The sequence below is a fragment of the Nonomuraea sp. NEAU-A123 genome (assembly GCF_018603905.1).
GTDB lineage: Bacteria > Actinomycetota > Actinomycetes > Streptosporangiales > Streptosporangiaceae > Nonomuraea.
On sequence record NZ_JAHFZZ010000010.1, the window covers coordinates 53111 to 68277 of the forward strand.

Consider the following 15167-nt stretch of genomic DNA (forward strand, 5'->3'; position numbering starts at 1 on the left):
CGATTCTCCTGGTCAGAAGCCGACTCACGCGATCCTTCCCCGTCAGGGTGGTCAGCTGGCGATTAGTTGCTCCCGCTCTGCCAGCAGTGCCCTGTGCTGGGCCTCCAGTTGTTCTCTGCGTCTGGTCAAGGCCTCCACGGTTTTGGCGACCCACTGGTAGATCGAGGCCACCGCGTCGCGGGTCTTGTTGATGCGCTGGTGTTTGAGCGCGTCCGTGATGATGTTGTCGAAGAACGAGTCCACGAACCACCGCGTGTCCACCTTGGGCATCTGGAGGTCGGCGGCCCACCCGACGTCCGCCAGTTCGCGGGAGAAGACGTCTAGCGCTCGCTGGGCGTGCCAAGCTGCTTGATCCGCTCTTGATAGATGGCCGTGTTCGATCGCGTCGGCCAGCACGCCACCGCCGAGCAGGTCCCAGGTCGACGCGCCGCGTGCCTTGTTCAGGAGCGTCAGGACGATGCCCAGTGCCTCGCCCGCGGCCGTGCCCGCGTGCCGGGCTTCGGTGTATTCCCTGAGGTCGGCTTGTGTGTTGGCCAGTTTCTTCGAGGTCTCTAGTAGCTTCTGGCCGCGTTCGTTGTCCAGCCCGATCAGGAGGCCTTCCTTGTCGGCCAGCAGTTTCTCGTACGTCTGATGGGCCCCCGAGATCGTGGCGAGTTCTCGTTCGGTGGCCTGAGGTCGGCGGTCAGGTCGTCGAGCCTGCGGCGCTGGCCGCGTAGCCGTTCCCAGGCGGCCTCCGCTTCGGCTCGTTCCCTGGCCAGCCGCTCCTCCTTGGAGCCTGCGATGGGGCCCGCGAGTACGGCCAGGAAGCCGCCGAGCCTGCCTTCGAGGCGGGTGACGTCGCGCTGTTCCTTGGCCAGTTGTGTCTCCAACTGGCTGGTCAGCTCGGTGACCTCCCGGATCTGGACGGTTATCGTCTTCCGTCGGGTGGTCAGGTGATCGAATCGGCGAATCTGCTCGCGGGACTCGCGTAATTTACGGTCAACGTCTGCGAAAGCGTCCACATGGGTTTTACGAACGGTGAGCATGTGGGGTTCCTCCCGGAGGGGTGTGGCCGATTTAGGCCACGAGGGCTCGGGACGGGTCCTTCAAGTCACAGCCGATGACCACTGGCACGTCGTTGGCGGTGCGCTGGGTGGCGCACAGCCAGTCGTTGAGCGAGCCGGTGAAATCCGATGGCGGACCTACCTTGAGGTGAGTGACAAGAGCGGCGCCAGGAGGTGGACCGGCCTTGGGAGAGGCGGCCCGGCCCATGGCAGAGGGTGGGCCGACCTCGAGGTAGGTGGCCTGACCAGCGCCAGGAGACGGACTGGCCTCAAGGCAGGCGGCCTGGCCCATGGCAGAAGGTGGATCGGCCTTGAGGTAGGCGGCCTGACCAGCGCCAGGAGGTGGGCTGGCCTTGAGGTAAGCGATCTGGCCAGCGCCAGGAGACGGGCCGACCTTGAGCCGGCCGATGCGGCCGTGGCCGGTCGGGTCGGCGTCGCAGGGGGTGAGGTGGACGGTGAACGGTGAGCCGCCGTGGCCGGCTGAGGCTTCTATTCGCTGGTGGTCGTCGATCACGCGCTCGGTGGCGTCCGGGTGGGTCGCGAGGAAGGCCAGGTGATCGGTGACGAGGTGGTTGGCCACTCTGCGGAGCAGGCGCGTGGCGCACAGACTGTGGGCGCAGGCCGCGCCGTCGAGGGTGATCTCGGGCAGGGCGAAGCGGTTCAGCCCCCTGGACGTGACGCGTAGGCAGTCGCAGGCGCCGGTGTCGGCCGGGTCCCACGGCGGGCAGGTGGCGTCCCCGTGCACTTGCACGTCCCAGCCCAGCCAATCGTCGGCCAGCCGGAAGGCGGGCGACTCGCTGCCAGCCCGAAAGCCATGCGGCGACTCGCCTGCGGTCCGAAATCTGGGCGGCTCACCCGCAGTAAGGACGCTAACTGCCTGGACACCGGGCGGCTCATCGGCCGTCCGCAAACCAGCCGGCTCGCTACCTGCCCGATAGCTGGCCTGCTCGCCAGGTCCCCGGAAGGTGGTCGGTTCATCCCGTCGCCGACGACCGATCGGCCCGGAAGGCGATCCCGAGGCGGCCGAACGGGAGCCGCTGGAGCTGGGTGGCCGCGAGGAAGCGGGGGGATCGTTGGTGGGCCGCTCGCAGGTGAGGAGCGTGATGCCGGTCAGTGGGTCGATGACCAGGCCGCCGCACTCCTGGGCGACCGCGCGGGCTGTGGCACGGGCCACCTGGACGCTGGTGGGCAGTGCGTGTGGAGGTGCTGTGGAGGAGATCATGACGTGCTGCTGGGATCGGCGGAGGAGGTGGCGCTCCTCGACCGCGAGTGTGACGCCGGCCGGTCGCCAAGAGGTGCGGTGATGGGTGACGGTGAGGAGCGGGCTGCCCAGGGCCGCGCTCACCGCCCGTCTGTACGGCCTGCCGACGCGCCATGGCACGAACGACTCGATGTCGAAGGGGACGCGCTCAACGGGGACGATGAAGTGGGACGTCAGACGGTCAGGCAAGGGGAGAGTGATCTTCACGAGGGCCTCCAGAGTGCAGTGAGGCACTCAGGATCGGCGATCGGAAGGCGGGTGCGTGGAGGCGAACGGCGTTCTGGGGATAACCGTCGGCAGTCGGCTCAGGGCTGTGGACAACGGTACCGGTCAGGGCTCCGATCTGAAGATCGCCAGAGTCTGCCCCGGCAGCCAGACACCGTCTTCACCAGCAGCAACAGGCTCGTCAGAGGCCAACAGAACAGCCCCTACAGAAACCGGCAAAGTCACAGAATCCGCCCCGAAATTGACGGTGACGCACAGCGACCCCCGCCACATGACCAGCCACTTCCCCAACGGATCGAACTCCACCCGAACCCCATCAAAGCGCGGATCAGACAGCTCAGGCAGCGCCTTACGCAGCGCGATCAGGTCCCGATACCAGCAGAGCAACGACCAGTGAACCTCCTGCTTCACCTCATCCCAATCAAGCTTGGACCGCAGGAACGTCTCCACCCGCGACGGATCAGGCGCGTCCCAGTCATACCCGAACCCGTCGAACTCCCGCTCCCGCCGCCCGCCCTCACTCTCCCGCAGCTGCGCGTCGACGTGGTCGGAGAAGAACAGGAACGGCGTACCGGCCCCCCACTCCTCCCCCATGAACAGCATCGGCGTGAACGGCGAGGTCAGCAGCAGCCCGGCGCCGAGTTTGAGCGCGGAGACCGGCAGCCGGTCGCCCAGGGGGCGGTTGCCGATCTGGTCGTGGTTCTGCAGGCAGGCGACCAGCCGGTGACCAGGCACTCCGGCGTACGGCGCGCCGTGTGTGCGGTCGCGGAAGCTCGACCAGCCGCCGTCGTGTACGACACCGCTGGTCAGCGCCTTGGCCAGGGTGGACAGGTTGGTGAAGTCGGCGTAGTAGCCGTGGCTCTCGCCGCTCACCGCGCAGTGCAGCGCGTGGTGGACGTCGTCGTTCCACTGCGCGGTCATGCCCAGTCCGCCCGCGTCGCGGGAGCGGACCATGCGGGGGTCGTTCAGGTCGGACTCGGCGATGAGCGACAGCGGCCGGCCCACCGCGCAGGACAGCGCGTCCACCTGGTCGGACAGCTCGGCCAGCAGGTGCGTGGCCCGCCTGTCGTGCAGCGCGTGCACGGCGTCGAGCCGCAGCCCGTCGATGTGGTAGTCACGCAGCCACTGCACCGCGTTCTCGATGAAGTAGCGGCGCACCTCGTCGGACCCTGGCCCGTCGAGGTTCACCGCCTCGCCCCAGTAGCTCCCCTCGAATCCGGCGAAATAGGGCCCGAAGGGGTGCAGGAAGTTCCCGGATGGTCCCAGGTGGTTGTAGACGACGTCGAGGATGACGCCGATGCCGGCGCGGTGGCAGGCGTCGACGAACGACTTGAGCCCGTCGGGGCCGCCGTACGTCTCGTTGACCGCGTACAGGTCCACCCCGTCGTAGCCCCAGTTGCGCCCGCCGGGCACCGGGGCCACCGGCATGACCTCCACGAAGTCGACGCTCAGCTCGACGAGGTGCGGCAGCTTCTCGATGGCCGCCTCGAACGTGCCGGCGTGGGTGAACGTGCCGATGTGCAGCTCGTAGAGCACCGCGCCGCGCAGGTCACGGCCGGTCCACTCGTAGTCGGCCCACGTGTAGTGCGCGTGGTCGTAGACGGCGCTGGGCCCGAAGACGCCGTCGGGCTGGCGGCGGGAGCGGGGGTCGGGGTAGGGGCCCTCGCCGTCGAGTACGTACCGGTAAAGGGTCCCGTGCCCGGCCTCGGGCACGTCGGCCGACCACCAGCCGCCCTGACCGGCGCTCATCGCCCGGCGTCCGTCGAAGACGTCGACCTCCACGGTCGCGGCGTTCGGTGCCCACACCTCAAAGATCATGTCTCTCCAGCAGCGCGACAGGGTATCGGGCGAGCAGGTGAGCAAGGGGGATGCGGCCCGTGTAGAGGCCGCCGGTGAGCAGCTCACGCCAGGTGCCGGCCGGCAGGGTCAGCGTGGTGCCGCCCCAGCCGAGGCACATCTCCCGCTCCCCGGCCCGTACCTCCTCGGCCTGTGCTCGGCGGGCCAGCCGGACGGGGAGCCGCGTGGCGACCGCGACCACCCGCGGCGGGTCGTCGCCGCGGGCGAAGGCGATCGCGTGCTCGGCCGCCTCTCCGTCTGCCAGGATCGGCGTGTACGGCGCGGTGGGGTCGAGCCGGCGGCGCAGCCGCAGCGCCTGGGTCGTCACGGCGAGCTTGGCCGCGTCCCAGCGGGACATCGGCGACCGCCCGAACGTCACGGGGCGCCGGTTGTCCGGATCGACCAGCGAGAAATCGGTCATCTCATTGCCCTGGTAGACGTCCGGCACCCCCGGCATCATCAACTGGACGAGCTTGGCCCCGAGCGAGTTGGCCATGGCGAAGGCGTCGATGCGTTCGGTGAACTCACCCACCGGCAGCTTCACGGCCGCGCCCGCGAAGTCGCGCAGCCGCTGCTCGTACCCCGGATCCGGCTTTATCCAGGAGATGGCGGTCTTCGCCTCCCGAGCCGCCTTGAGCAGGTATTCGGCGAACCGCTCACCGGAGATCGGCCAGGCCGCCATGAGGTTCTGCCAGGCCAGGTAGTCGAGCCGCGGATCGAAGCTCACGGCCGCCGACCATTCGGACACCGCCTGCGCCCACTCGCCGGGCAGCTCCGACAGCACGGACAGCCGGGCGCGTACGTCTTCCGACCGCTTGGTGTCGTGGGTGGACAGCGTGGTCATCGTGTGCGGCCGCATATCGCGGCAGAACGCGTGGAACTCCGCCACCGGAACGCCGAACAGGTCCGGATCACCGCCGACCTCGTTCAGGCACGACAGGGGGAACCACCGGTACAGCGCCGTGTCCTCGACCCCCTTGGCCATGACCGGCCCGCAGGTCTGCTGGAAACGGGTGATCACGTCGGCCGGGCCGTACAGGACCTGCTGGACGAACGGTCGCACGGCGGGCGAGCATTCGGCGGCGGCCCGCTCGACGATCTCCACCGATTCGGGCGGGGGCGGTTCGCCCGGCGCCACGTACGCCCGGTACACCGGCATCGCGGCGAGCAGCTCGGCGACCGCGGCGGGTGCGCAGTCGGCGGCGCGGGCCAGGCGGCGGATCTCGGCGCCGAAGAACAGCTCGATCACCTCGCGCTTGGCCTCGGCCATCACCGGCCGGAAGTCGGCCGGCTGACCGGTCAGCCGGGTGAACAGCTCGACCAGCGGCGCCTCGCCGGCCGGGTCGACGAACAGGCCGTTGATCCGGTTCAGCACCTCGTAGCCGGTGGTGCCCTCGCAGGCCCAGTCCTCGGGCAACCGTTCCTCGCCGATGAGGATCTTCTCCACGACCGTCCAGGCGCCGCCTGACCTGGCACGCAGCCGTTCGAGGTAGCCGCGCGGATCGGCCAGCCCGTCCGGATGGTCGACGCGCAGCCCGTCGACCAGGCCCTCGTCGAGCAGCCAGAAGATCACCTCATGGGTGGCGAAGAGCACCTCCGGATCCTCGACGCGCAGCCCGATGAGCGACGACACGTCGAAGAAGCGCCGGTAGCCCGGCCCCTGACGCCAGTCGACCAGTCGATAGTGCCCGGGGTGGGGGAACACGTGCTCGTGGTAGCGCAGCACGTCGCCGTCGACCACCGGCTCGACGTCGTCGCCGAGCACCGGCAGCGTCACCTTGCCACCGTCCCAGTCGATGTCGAACCAGCGGGCGTACGGCGAGGCGGGGCCTTCGGCGAGCACGGACCAGAACTGGGCGTTCATGGTGTTCATGTGGTTGGGCACGATGTCGAGCACGATGCCGAGATCCTGCGCGGCCAGCAGCCCGGCCATCTCGCGGAACCCCTTGGCGCCGCCGAACTCCTCCCGGATCCGGGAGTGGTCCGTGACGTCGTAGCCATGCAGCGAGCCGGGCGTCGCCTGCAAGATCGGCGACAGGTAGACGTGGCTGACGCCCAGATCCCGCAGATAACCGGCGATCTCCCCCACCTGGGCGAACCCGAAGTCGGGCGTCAGCTGGACCCGATAGGTCGAGACCGGCCTAGACACGCCGGAGCACCCGCACGCTGCGACCAGGCACCGCGATCCCTTCCCCGGCTCGGCACATCCGGACGTCGAGGAAGATCGGCATGGCGGTGTCGATCTCGGTCTGCCACATCTCGCCATAATCCTTGGGGATCGTGAACTGGATCGTCTCGTTGTGGGCGTTGAACAGCAGCAGGAACGAGTCGTCCCTGATCGGCCGGCCGCGCCTGTCGGGCTCGGTGATCGCCTCGCCGTTGAGGAAGACGGCCAGCGACTTGGCGTATCCGACATTCCAGTCGTCGTCCGTCATCTCCTCCCCCGTCGGCGTGAGCCACGCGATGTCGTTCAGGCCACGCACCGGCTTGCCGTAGAAGAAGCGCCTGCGCCGGAACACCGGATGCTTCTTACGCAGCGCGGCCAGGCGCTGCGTGAACTCCAGCAGCAGCCAGTTCTCCCTGACGTCGGACCAGTCGACCCAGGTCAGCTCGTTGTCCTGGCAGTAGCCGTTGTTGTTGCCGTGCTGGGTACGGCCCAGCTCGTCGCCATGGGACAGCATCGGCACGCCCTGCGACAGGAAGAGCGTGGTCAGGAAGTTGCGCTTCTGCTGCTCGCGCAGCGACTCGATGGCCAGGCTCGCCGGACCCTCCGCGCCGCAGTTCCAGGACCGGTTGTCGTCGGTGCCGTCGCGGTTGCCCTCCTTGTTGGCCTCGTTGTGCTTGCCGTCGTACGAGACCAGGTCCTGCAGGGTGAAGCCGTCGTGGCAGGTGACGAAGTTGATCGAGGCGGCGGGACGGCGACTGTCGTCCAGATAGAGGTCGCTGGAGCCGGTGAACCTGGAGCCGAACTCAGGCAGCGTCGCGGGCTGTCCGCGCCACAGGTCGCGGATGGTGTCGCGGTAGCGGCCGTTCCACTCCGTCCATCGCGACGGGAAGTTGCCGACCTGGTAGCCGCCCGGCCCCAGGTCCCACGGCTCGGCGATGAGCTTGATCTGCGACAGCACCGGGTCCTGCTGGACCAGGTCGAAGAAGGAGCTCAGCCGGTCGACCTCGTGCAGCTCCCTGGCCAGGGTCGAGGCCAGGTCGAAGCGGAACCCGTCGACGTGCATCTCGATGACCCAGTAGCGGAGCGAATCCATGATCATCTGGAGGACGTGGGGCGAGCGCATGAGCAGGCTGTTGCCGGTGCCCGTGGTGTCCAGGTAGTAACGCTTGTCGCCGTCGACCAGCCGGTAGTAGTCGGGGTTGTCGATGCCCCGGAACGACAGCGTCGGGCCGAGATGGTTGCCCTCGGCCGTGTGGTTGTAGACGACGTCGAGGATGACCTCGATCCCCGCCTCGTGCAGCGCCCGCACCATGGCCTTGAACTCCAGCACCTGGCCGCCCCGCTGCCCCTGGCTGGAGTAGCGGTTGTGCGGCGCGAAGAAGCCGATCGAGTTGTAGCCCCAGTAGTTGGCCAGCCCGCGCTGCTCCAGGATGTCGTCGGTGACGTACTGATGGACGGGCATCAGTTCGATCGCCGTCACGCCGAGCTTGGTGAGGTGATCGATGATCTCCGGGTGACCGAGTGCCGCGTATGTGCCGCGTATGTGCTCGGGGATCTTCGGGTTGCTGATGGTCAGGCCGCGCACGTGCGCCTCGTAGATCACCGTGTCGTGGTACGGCGTCGCGGGCGGCCTGTCGTGCCCCCAGCCGAAGAATGGATTTATCACGATCGAGCGCGGCATATAGGGCGCCGAGTCGGCGTCATTGCGCGCGTCGGGCTGTCCGAAAGGGTAGCCGTACACTGCCTCGTTCCAGGTGACGCCGCCCTCGATCGCCATCGCGTACGGGTCGAGCAGCAGCTTAGCCGGATTGCACCGCAACCCGTTCGCCGGCTCGTAGGGTCCGTGGACGCGATAGCCGTAGCGCTGGCCCGGCCCGATGCCCGGCAGGTAGCCATGCCAGATGAACCCGTCCACCTCGGTGAGCGGAACCCTGGACTCGGTGTTGTCCTCGGAGAACAGGCAGAGCTCAACCTTGTAGGCGGCCTCCGTATAGAGGGAGAAGTTGGTGCCCGCCCCGTCATAGGTCGCCCCGAGAGGATAGGGGTCTCCCGGCCAGATTTCGATCATCGAGGCTCCCTTGCCGTCTGTCCTATGTTCCGTTCCCTCGCTCCGCCGGACAAGCCCAGCCTCGAAGGAGGCGTCCGGCCTGGCGAATCACCAGGTCCTTCCCATAAGACGGCTTTGCACGCTTTTTGCCGGCGGGCCGCCTCTGACGGCGCGGTATCAGAAGCGGCCCACGTTCACAGCATGCCTCTGGCGGACTGAGACTCCTCAGGCAGGGTTCGGACGGAACGCCCCTGCCGGATGACTTCGAGCAGCACCCAGTGCGGACTGCCCGAGCGCGGCCGCACGACCACCTCGCTCGCCCAGCAGGCGGCCGCGATGACGTCCCGGCCCTGCCCGATGGCCGAAGGCGTGGTCCCGGCCCGGCACCACACCCAGACACGCTCGCCGAACGGAGCCGGCGCGCACCACACGATGACCGGGATCTTGCCCCGCCTGTTGACGACGTACGCCTCGACGAGGCCGACACGGATCCGGTGCGCGGTGACCACGCACCGGATCCGCCCCCACGCCCCTGACCGCGCGGGCGGCCAGAGGACGATCACGGCGGGCACGGCAACCGCCGCCAGGGAGATGGGACCGAACGAGGTGACCGCCAGATACGCGAGAAGTGGCAGGCAGACGACCGTCACGACCTCATACCGCCACCGCCAGAGCACGACCAGGGGATTCGGCCGTGATATGGGGGTGGTGGCACGGTTCAGCTCATCCAGGAGACGCCGGTTCATCGCCGCACTCTGCCCAACCCCAGGCAGGCGCGGCACAGACCCTGCCTGGTGACGCCTTCGCCCTCGCAGGCGGCGCAACGTACGTAGGTGTCGAACTCCGGGGCGCGATAGACCCTCATGAGCGGGGCCGGCCGGCGCACCTGCCAGCCCCGCCCCCTGGCCCTGGCGTCCAGTTCGGCGAACGCCCAGGCGTCGAGGACTTCGAGCAGACCGGCCAGAAGGCGACGGACGGGATTACGAACGGTCGATGTTCTAGTTATGTTGCTAACATCCATGGTGGATCGTCCTTCTGCTTTGGCAGTGGGGGATGATCGTTCTTCAGCTGGGCCGGTGCGGCTACACCGGTCCAGCTCCGTGTCCTGGTCCCTGCGCGGGTCGAAGCCGACCTCCGGGACCGGGCGGGTCCTCCTACGGGCATCACGTCCTCCTTCTTCTCAGTGGTTGTTTACCCGAAATGCGCATGCCTATGGCAATTGCCATAGGAACATGTCGGTGACGTTTGCCTTACTCACATGCCGCAGGCAATCACCTGGGCATAGGATCTCGGCACGGCGTCACGAAGAGGTGATCGGCGATGATCAGCGAATCCGACATTTCCGGATATCGAATATCAGATAGCCCATTTCCCTCCGGAGGGTGGGCAATCACCCCGCTTCCGCGAGATCATCGAGTCTCTGCGCGTGGCGATTTCCGACCGCGCCGCCCAGATGGATGAGGGATGATGGCCAACCCCACCCTGCGCCAGCGGCAACTGGCCAAGCGGCTACGCGAAATGCGCGCCGAGGCCGGACTGAGCATCGCCGAGGTCGCCGAGCAACTGCTCTGCTCCCCCGCCAAGGTCAGCCGCATCGAGACGGCCCAGCGACGGGCCAGCCTGCGCGACGTCCGCGACCTGTGCCGGCTTTACGAGGTCGCCGATCCGACAGAGCTGATGACGCTCGCCCGCGAGGCGCAACAGCTGAGCTGGTGGCAGGATTCGGAGGACGTGGGCTTCCGGCCGCTCATCGGGCTGGAGACCGAGGCCGTCGAGATCGCCGAGTATGAGACCACCACGATTCCGGGGCTGCTCCAGACCGAAGACTACGCCAGGGCCGTGATCCAGGGATTCCTGCCGCGCATCGGGGCGGACGTGCTCGATGAACGCGTGGCGGTCCGCATGAAGCGCCAGGAGACCCTGCACAAGCCGTCGCCACCGCGCTACTGGGTCCTGCTCGACGAGTCCGCGCTGCACCGCCATGTCGGCGGCCCACCGATCATGGCGGCGCAGCTGACCCAGCTCGCCGAGCTGAGCCACCTGCCGCATGTCACCATTCAGGTCGTCCCCTACACCATCGGCGCTCACATGGGATTCGACAGCGCGTTCATGCTGCTGAGATTCGCCCAAAGCGCCGGAGTGGCCAACACCGTCTACTTCGACACCCTCGCCGGCCAGATCTTCCTGGAGAAGCCCAGCCAGCTCGATCGCTTCGAGGAGGTGCTGAACCATCTTCGCGCCGCCGCACTCGACCCCGGCGACTCCCGGAAACGGATATTGGAGCAGCGCGATGTCTTCGCAGCTCACAAAGGTTGAAAACGTTTCACCGAAATTACCCACGGCACTTGCCAAGCGGGGTTTAGCATGCGTCGTATTCAACACGGCGCGCTCCTGCTAGGAGACCCGCCGTTCCTAGGCAGGAGAGTGACAATGACCTCGCATCCTCAGCTGGAGCCTAAGTGGCGGGTCTCTTCCCGCTGCAACAACGGCAGTTGTGTCGCCGTGGCGGAGCTTCCGAACGGTCGAATCGCCGTCCGCGACACCAAGGTGGCTGGGGGCGACATCCTGCAGTTCTCTCCTGAAGAGTGGGCCAGCTTCATCGGGAGCATCAAGGGGTAGCGCTCGACAACGTGCGGGGGCGGGCGGAAGCTGCCTGCCCCTTGCGTGACATCCGCCCCATCACTCCCAGTATGGGCGAGATGTCGGGTTACCATGGCGGAGCACCATGCCCTGCCGCCGACCCCCTGCGAGGTACCGCATGAGTTCCCCCCAGGCTCCGCGCGATCTGACCTGGCACTCGTGCAACAACGGCAATTGCGTGGAGGTAGCGAACCAAGCCGACAGAGTCCTCCTCCGAGTCGGCACAGACTCCACGGGAGCGCATCTGTCATTGACCCGGCACGACTGGGAAGGCTTCCGAGACGGCATCAAAGCCGGGACTTTCGACACCATCTAGCCACAAGGTTTGACCGTTCCTTGCCCGGCTACTTACCGATGCCATGGGCGGTTTCAAGAGTTTCCTGTTACGTGGCAACATCGTCGAGCTGGCGGTCGCGGTGATCATCGGCGCGACCTTCAGCGGCCTGGTGCAGGCGCTGGTCTCCGATCTGGTCACACCGCTGATCGGCGCGATCGCTGGGGGGAAGCAGCCGAACTTCGCCGACTACTCGTTCACCGTCAACGGGAGCCAGTTCAAGTACGGCGACTTCCTCAACCACCTGCTCACCTTCGCGATCATCGCGGCGGTGGTCTACTGGCTGATCGTGATGCCGATGACCCGGCTGGTCAGCCTGTTCGACAAGAACAAGGCCGCGACGACCAGGCCGTGCCCGGAATGTCTGAGCGAGATCCCCATCGAGGCGCGCCGATGCGCCCAGTGCACCGCAGAACTGGTTCCGCAGTCCGAGAAGCCGCGCTAGACGCGGTCATGAAGATGGGCGTACCCGCTTGTCCGGGGGTGAGTGGCACCAAGTCCGGCTCTATCCGACAAGATGAGCGGGTGAGCGTTGAGTTGATGGTCTGGGACGAGTCCGCGCCGATCAGCAGGGATCAGGCGCGGGCCGCCTACCTCGCGGTCAAGAAGAGCGAACCCGTCGCGGACGTCGTGCCGGAGGTCGCCAAAGAGCTGCCCGGCGTGGTCACGGTCTATCCGGGACATGTGCTGGTGACGATGGACCTCGACACGATGGACGAGATGTCGGCCCAGGTGTTCACCGTCGCGCGGGCTCACGGGCTCGTCTGCTACGACCCGCAGCGCGATCTCGTGCACAATGTGGCGCCGCTCGGCGTCTATGAGGGCATGCAGCTCCACACCGGCAACGGCATGATCGTGCACGATCCGGACCTCGGCCTGGTGCATGACGTGCTGGCCACCATGTCGCCGCAGAACCCGTTCGTCACGCTGGTGAACTTCGGGCGCCACTTCATCCAGGTGTCCCCCGGCTACGAGCTGGAGTACAAGGAAGAGACGCTGGCGCGGACGATGGTGGCCGAGCTGGCGGAGGTCCAGCGGGCCTTCCACGAGTACGCCACCGGAGACCGGTCGTTCCTCGCCCGCCACGACTGGACCGCCTAGCGGATCAGAGGACCTGGCGGAACAGGTCCGGGTTGACGTTGCCGCCGGACAGCACCAGCACCGTCCGGCCCTCGGGGACGCGGCCCGACAGGTAGGCCGCCGTCGTGACCGCTCCGCTCGGCTCCGCCACCAGGCGGGCAGACCGGGCCAGGTGGCCCATGGCGTGGCGGATCTCGTCCTCCGACACGGTGACGATGCCGTCGAGGTGCTCCCGCAGGTGCGCGAACGTCAGCTCGGACAGCTCAGCCCGCAACCCATCGGCGATCGTACGGAAGGTCCTGGCCGGCTCCCAGCTGACCAGCCGCCCCGCCGCCAGGCTCTCGGCCGCGTCGGCCGCGAGCTCCGGTTCGACGCCCAGCACGGTGACGTCCGGCTTCAGCGCCTTGACGGCCGCGGCGATGCCCGAGGCGAGGCCGCCTCCGCTGACCGGCACCATCACCACCTCGACGTCGGGCAGATCCGCCACGATCTCCAGGCCGATCGTGCCCTGACCGGCGATCACCGCCAGATGGTCGTACGGCGGGACCATGGTCAGCTCGCGCTCCTCGGCCAGCTTCAGGGCCGCGACGATCCGCTGCTCGGGCGGTACGACGACCAGCTCGGCGCCGTGTCCCTTGATCGCCGCCGCCTTGATCTCGGGCGTCCCCTCGGGCACCACGACGACGCACGGCACGCCGAACTGCTTGGCCGCGTACGCCAGCGCCTGGCCGTGATTGCCGGACGAGTGGGTGACGACCCCGTCGGGCCGCAGCGCGGCGACGGCGTTGTAGGCTCCGCGGATCTTGAACGATCCCACCCGTTGCAGGCTCTCCGGCTTGACCCAGACCTCTCCCATGGACACCAGCGGGGTCCGCACCGCGACTGGCTTGATGCGCTCGGCCGCCGCACGGATATCGTCGATCGTTACCAGCTCCATACGCCCACCATACGTTCTCGGTGATCGATGACAGGTGGGGGGAAAGAGGACCGATGCACCAAATGAGAACCCTGTACCCGCCCATCGAGCCCTACGACTCGGGCCTGCTCGACGTCGGCGACGGCAACCAGATCTACTGGGAGGTCTGCGGCAACCCGGACGGCAAGCCCGCGGTCATGCTCCACGGCGGCCCCGGCGGTGGCTGCGGCACGGGGCATCGCCGCCAGTGGAACCCCGAGCTGTATCGCATCGTCCTGTTCGACCAGCGCAACTGCGGCCGGAGCCTGCCGCATGCCAGCGATCCGGGCACCTCGCTCGAGGCCAACACCACCTGGCATCTGGTCGCCGACATGGAACGGCTGCGCGAGCACCTGGGCATCGACAGGTGGCAGGTGTTCGGCGGGTCGTGGGGCAGCAGCCTGGCCCTGGCGTACGCGCAGACGCATCCGGACAGGACCACCGAACTGGTACTGCGCGGTATCTTCACCCTCCGCCCCGGCGAACTCCACTGGTTCTACCAGGAGGGCACTTCCCACCTCTTCCCGGACGCCTGGGAGTCGTTCCTCGCGCCGATCCCCGTCGAGGAGCGCGGTGATCTGATCGCCGCCTTCCGCGCCCGGCTGGAGGGGGACGATCCCGAGGAGCGGCTGGCCGCGGCCAAGGCGTGGGCGCAGTGGGAGGGCAAGACGGTCACGCTGCGGCCCGATCCCGAGCTGGTGGAGGAGTTCGGCGAGGCGAAGATGGCGCTGGCGTTCGCGCGGATCGAGAACCACTACTTCACGCACCTCGGCTGGTTCGAGCCCGAGCAGCTGATCAAGAACGTGGACCGGATCCGCCATATCCCGGGCGTCATCGTGCAGGGCCGCCACGACGTGTGCACACCCATGTCCACCGCCTGGGACCTGCACAAGGCGTGGCCGGAGGCGCGCTTCGAGGTGGTGGACGACGCCGGGCACGCCGCCACCGAGCCGGGGATCGTCAGCCGGCTCGTTGCGGCGACAGACGGCTTCGCGCCAGCCGTACCATCGGCGTGACGGCCCCCACCAGCAGCAGCGTGCAGAGCGGGGCCAGCACCAAGCCGATCAGGAGGCCCGCGGCGACGTCACGCGGATAGTGCACGCCGACGAACACCCGCGAGAACGCCATGACCGCCGCCAGCGGGAGCACCACCCAGGCCAGGGCGCGCCAGGCCAGGATGAGCGCCCCTGCGGCGCCGGCGGCGATGACGGAGTGGTTGCTCGGAAACGACCAGTCGCTCGGGGGCGGGCACTCGGCGATCGTCGCGATCCCGCCCCGGCACGGCCGCTCCTCCTGGACGAACGTCTTCAGGACCTCGCTGAGCACGTACGCGCACACCACACCGGCGGGTCCGGCGATCGGGATCGCCAGGTCGCGCGCCGGCGCGTTCCTCGCCCGCCACCAGCACAGCGCGAACAGCGCCGCGAAGACGAACAGCCCGGCGTCTGTGCCCACCTCGGCGAGGGTATGCAGCCACGCGGGCGTGGTGAGAGCGAAGTCGACGATGTCGCGGTACACACATGTCCAATCCATGAACGGGTAATGGACACAATCTTACGAACGATCATCGCCCGGCGCC

General features: G+C 67.8%; 16 protein-coding genes. 6 read left to right on the plus strand and 10 right to left on the minus strand.

Translation table 11 applies throughout. From position 1 onward, the window contains the following. Positions 1-51: 51 nt before the first annotated feature. The 8 genes from KLK06_RS30295 to KLK06_RS30330 form a co-directional block, all read right to left on the minus strand. Positions 52-396: a hypothetical protein gene (locus KLK06_RS30295; RefSeq protein WP_214639072.1), complete on the minus strand. Its 345-nt coding sequence runs from the start codon at positions 394-396 to the stop codon at positions 52-54. Positions 397-587: 191 nt separating this feature from the next. Next, complete coding sequence (locus KLK06_RS30300; protein WP_214639073.1) at positions 588-1025, minus strand: hypothetical protein; 438 nt, start codon at positions 1023-1025, stop codon at positions 588-590. 31 nt (positions 1026-1056) lie between these two features. Beyond that, the gene (locus KLK06_RS30305; protein ID WP_214639074.1) at positions 1057-2511 is read right to left on the minus strand and encodes a hypothetical protein; all 1455 of its coding nucleotides are present in this window, start codon (positions 2509-2511) and stop codon (positions 1057-1059) included. Positions 2512-2634: 123 nt separating this feature from the next. Beyond that, a complete protein-coding gene (treZ, locus tag KLK06_RS30310; protein WP_214639075.1) occupies positions 2635-4347 on the minus strand; it encodes a malto-oligosyltrehalose trehalohydrolase in 1713 nt (570 codons plus the stop codon). After that, positions 4337-6514 carry a malto-oligosyltrehalose synthase gene (treY, locus tag KLK06_RS30315; RefSeq protein WP_214639076.1) on the minus strand — a complete coding sequence of 726 codons (2178 nt, stop codon included), beginning with the start codon at positions 6512-6514 and terminating at the stop codon, positions 4337-4339. The genes treZ and treY overlap by 11 nt, the downstream gene beginning before the upstream one ends. After that, positions 6507-8600, minus strand: coding sequence for a glycogen debranching protein GlgX (glgX, locus tag KLK06_RS30320; protein WP_214639077.1), 2094 nt, complete (start codon positions 8598-8600; stop codon positions 6507-6509). Before glgX ends, treY begins: the two co-directional genes overlap by 8 nt. Positions 8601-8773: 173 nt before the next feature. Further along, a complete protein-coding gene (locus KLK06_RS30325; RefSeq protein WP_214639078.1) occupies positions 8774-9325 on the minus strand; it encodes a hypothetical protein in 552 nt (183 codons plus the stop codon). After that, positions 9322-9600, minus strand: coding sequence for a hypothetical protein (locus KLK06_RS30330; RefSeq protein ID WP_214639079.1), 279 nt, complete (start codon positions 9598-9600; stop codon positions 9322-9324). Before KLK06_RS30330 ends, KLK06_RS30325 begins: the two co-directional genes overlap by 4 nt. 443 nt (positions 9601-10043) lie before the next feature. Here KLK06_RS30330 and KLK06_RS30335 point away from each other — a divergent pair, with 443 nt between their 5' ends. From KLK06_RS30335 to KLK06_RS30355, 5 genes are all read left to right on the plus strand, one after another. Continuing rightward, positions 10044-10895, plus strand: coding sequence for a helix-turn-helix transcriptional regulator (locus KLK06_RS30335; RefSeq protein ID WP_250906269.1), 852 nt, complete (start codon positions 10044-10046; stop codon positions 10893-10895). A gap of 114 nt (positions 10896-11009) precedes the next feature. Next, positions 11010-11198, plus strand: coding sequence for a DUF397 domain-containing protein (locus KLK06_RS30340; RefSeq protein ID WP_214639080.1), 189 nt, complete (start codon positions 11010-11012; stop codon positions 11196-11198). 139 nt (positions 11199-11337) lie between these two features. Continuing rightward, positions 11338-11535: a DUF397 domain-containing protein gene (locus KLK06_RS63150; RefSeq protein ID WP_214639081.1), complete on the plus strand. Its 198-nt coding sequence runs from the start codon at positions 11338-11340 to the stop codon at positions 11533-11535. A 43-nt stretch (positions 11536-11578) separates the two neighbouring features. Then, positions 11579-11998, plus strand: coding sequence for a large conductance mechanosensitive channel protein MscL (mscL, locus tag KLK06_RS30350; protein WP_214639082.1), 420 nt, complete (start codon positions 11579-11581; stop codon positions 11996-11998). Between the two features lie 80 nt (positions 11999-12078). Further along, positions 12079-12654 carry a hypothetical protein gene (locus KLK06_RS30355; RefSeq protein WP_308168512.1) on the plus strand — a complete coding sequence of 192 codons (576 nt, stop codon included), beginning with the start codon at positions 12079-12081 and terminating at the stop codon, positions 12652-12654. Positions 12655-12658: 4 nt separating this feature from the next. On the opposite strand, the gene KLK06_RS30360 is transcribed toward KLK06_RS30355, so the two are convergent. Beyond that, a complete protein-coding gene (locus KLK06_RS30360) occupies positions 12659-13570 on the minus strand; it encodes a threonine/serine dehydratase (protein WP_214639083.1) in 912 nt (303 codons plus the stop codon). Between the two features lie 62 nt (positions 13571-13632). On the opposite strand from KLK06_RS30360, the gene pip reads away from it, so the two are divergent. Next, positions 13633-14604, plus strand: a complete 972-nt coding sequence (gene pip, locus KLK06_RS30365) for a prolyl aminopeptidase (protein WP_214639337.1) — start codon at positions 13633-13635, stop codon at positions 14602-14604. Here the strand turns inward: pip and KLK06_RS30370 are convergent. Further along, positions 14549-15106, minus strand: a complete 558-nt coding sequence (locus KLK06_RS30370; RefSeq protein ID WP_214639084.1) for a phosphatase PAP2 family protein — start codon at positions 15104-15106, stop codon at positions 14549-14551. The genes pip and KLK06_RS30370 overlap by 56 nt on opposite strands. Between the last annotated feature and the right edge of the window lie 61 nt (positions 15107-15167).

Bases quoted from the DNA above. Each gene is read 5' to 3' on its own strand.
- KLK06_RS30335 (WP_250906269.1), top strand. From the start codon at position 10,044: ATGATGGCCAACCCCACCCTGCGCCAGCGGCAACTGGCCAAGCGGCTA.
- mscL (WP_214639082.1), top strand. From the start codon at position 11,579: ATGGGCGGTTTCAAGAGTTTCCTGTTACGTGGCAACATCGTCGAGCTG.
- pip (WP_214639337.1), top strand. From the start codon at position 13,633: ATGAGAACCCTGTACCCGCCCATCGAGCCCTACGACTCGGGCCTGCTC.
- KLK06_RS30330 (WP_214639079.1), bottom strand. From the start codon at position 9,600: ATGGATGTTAGCAACATAACTAGAACATCGACCGTTCGTAATCCCGTC.
- treZ (WP_214639075.1), bottom strand. From the start codon at position 4,347: ATGATCTTTGAGGTGTGGGCACCGAACGCCGCGACCGTGGAGGTCGAC.
- KLK06_RS30360 (WP_214639083.1), bottom strand. From the start codon at position 13,570: ATGGAGCTGGTAACGATCGACGATATCCGTGCGGCGGCCGAGCGCATC.
- glgX (WP_214639077.1), bottom strand. From the start codon at position 8,600: ATGATCGAAATCTGGCCGGGAGACCCCTATCCTCTCGGGGCGACCTAT.
- KLK06_RS63150 (WP_214639081.1), top strand. From the start codon at position 11,338: ATGAGTTCCCCCCAGGCTCCGCGCGATCTGACCTGGCACTCGTGCAAC.
- KLK06_RS30340 (WP_214639080.1), top strand. From the start codon at position 11,010: ATGACCTCGCATCCTCAGCTGGAGCCTAAGTGGCGGGTCTCTTCCCGC.
- KLK06_RS30300 (WP_214639073.1), bottom strand. From the start codon at position 1,025: ATGCTCACCGTTCGTAAAACCCATGTGGACGCTTTCGCAGACGTTGAC.
- KLK06_RS30325 (WP_214639078.1), bottom strand. From the start codon at position 9,325: ATGAACCGGCGTCTCCTGGATGAGCTGAACCGTGCCACCACCCCCATA.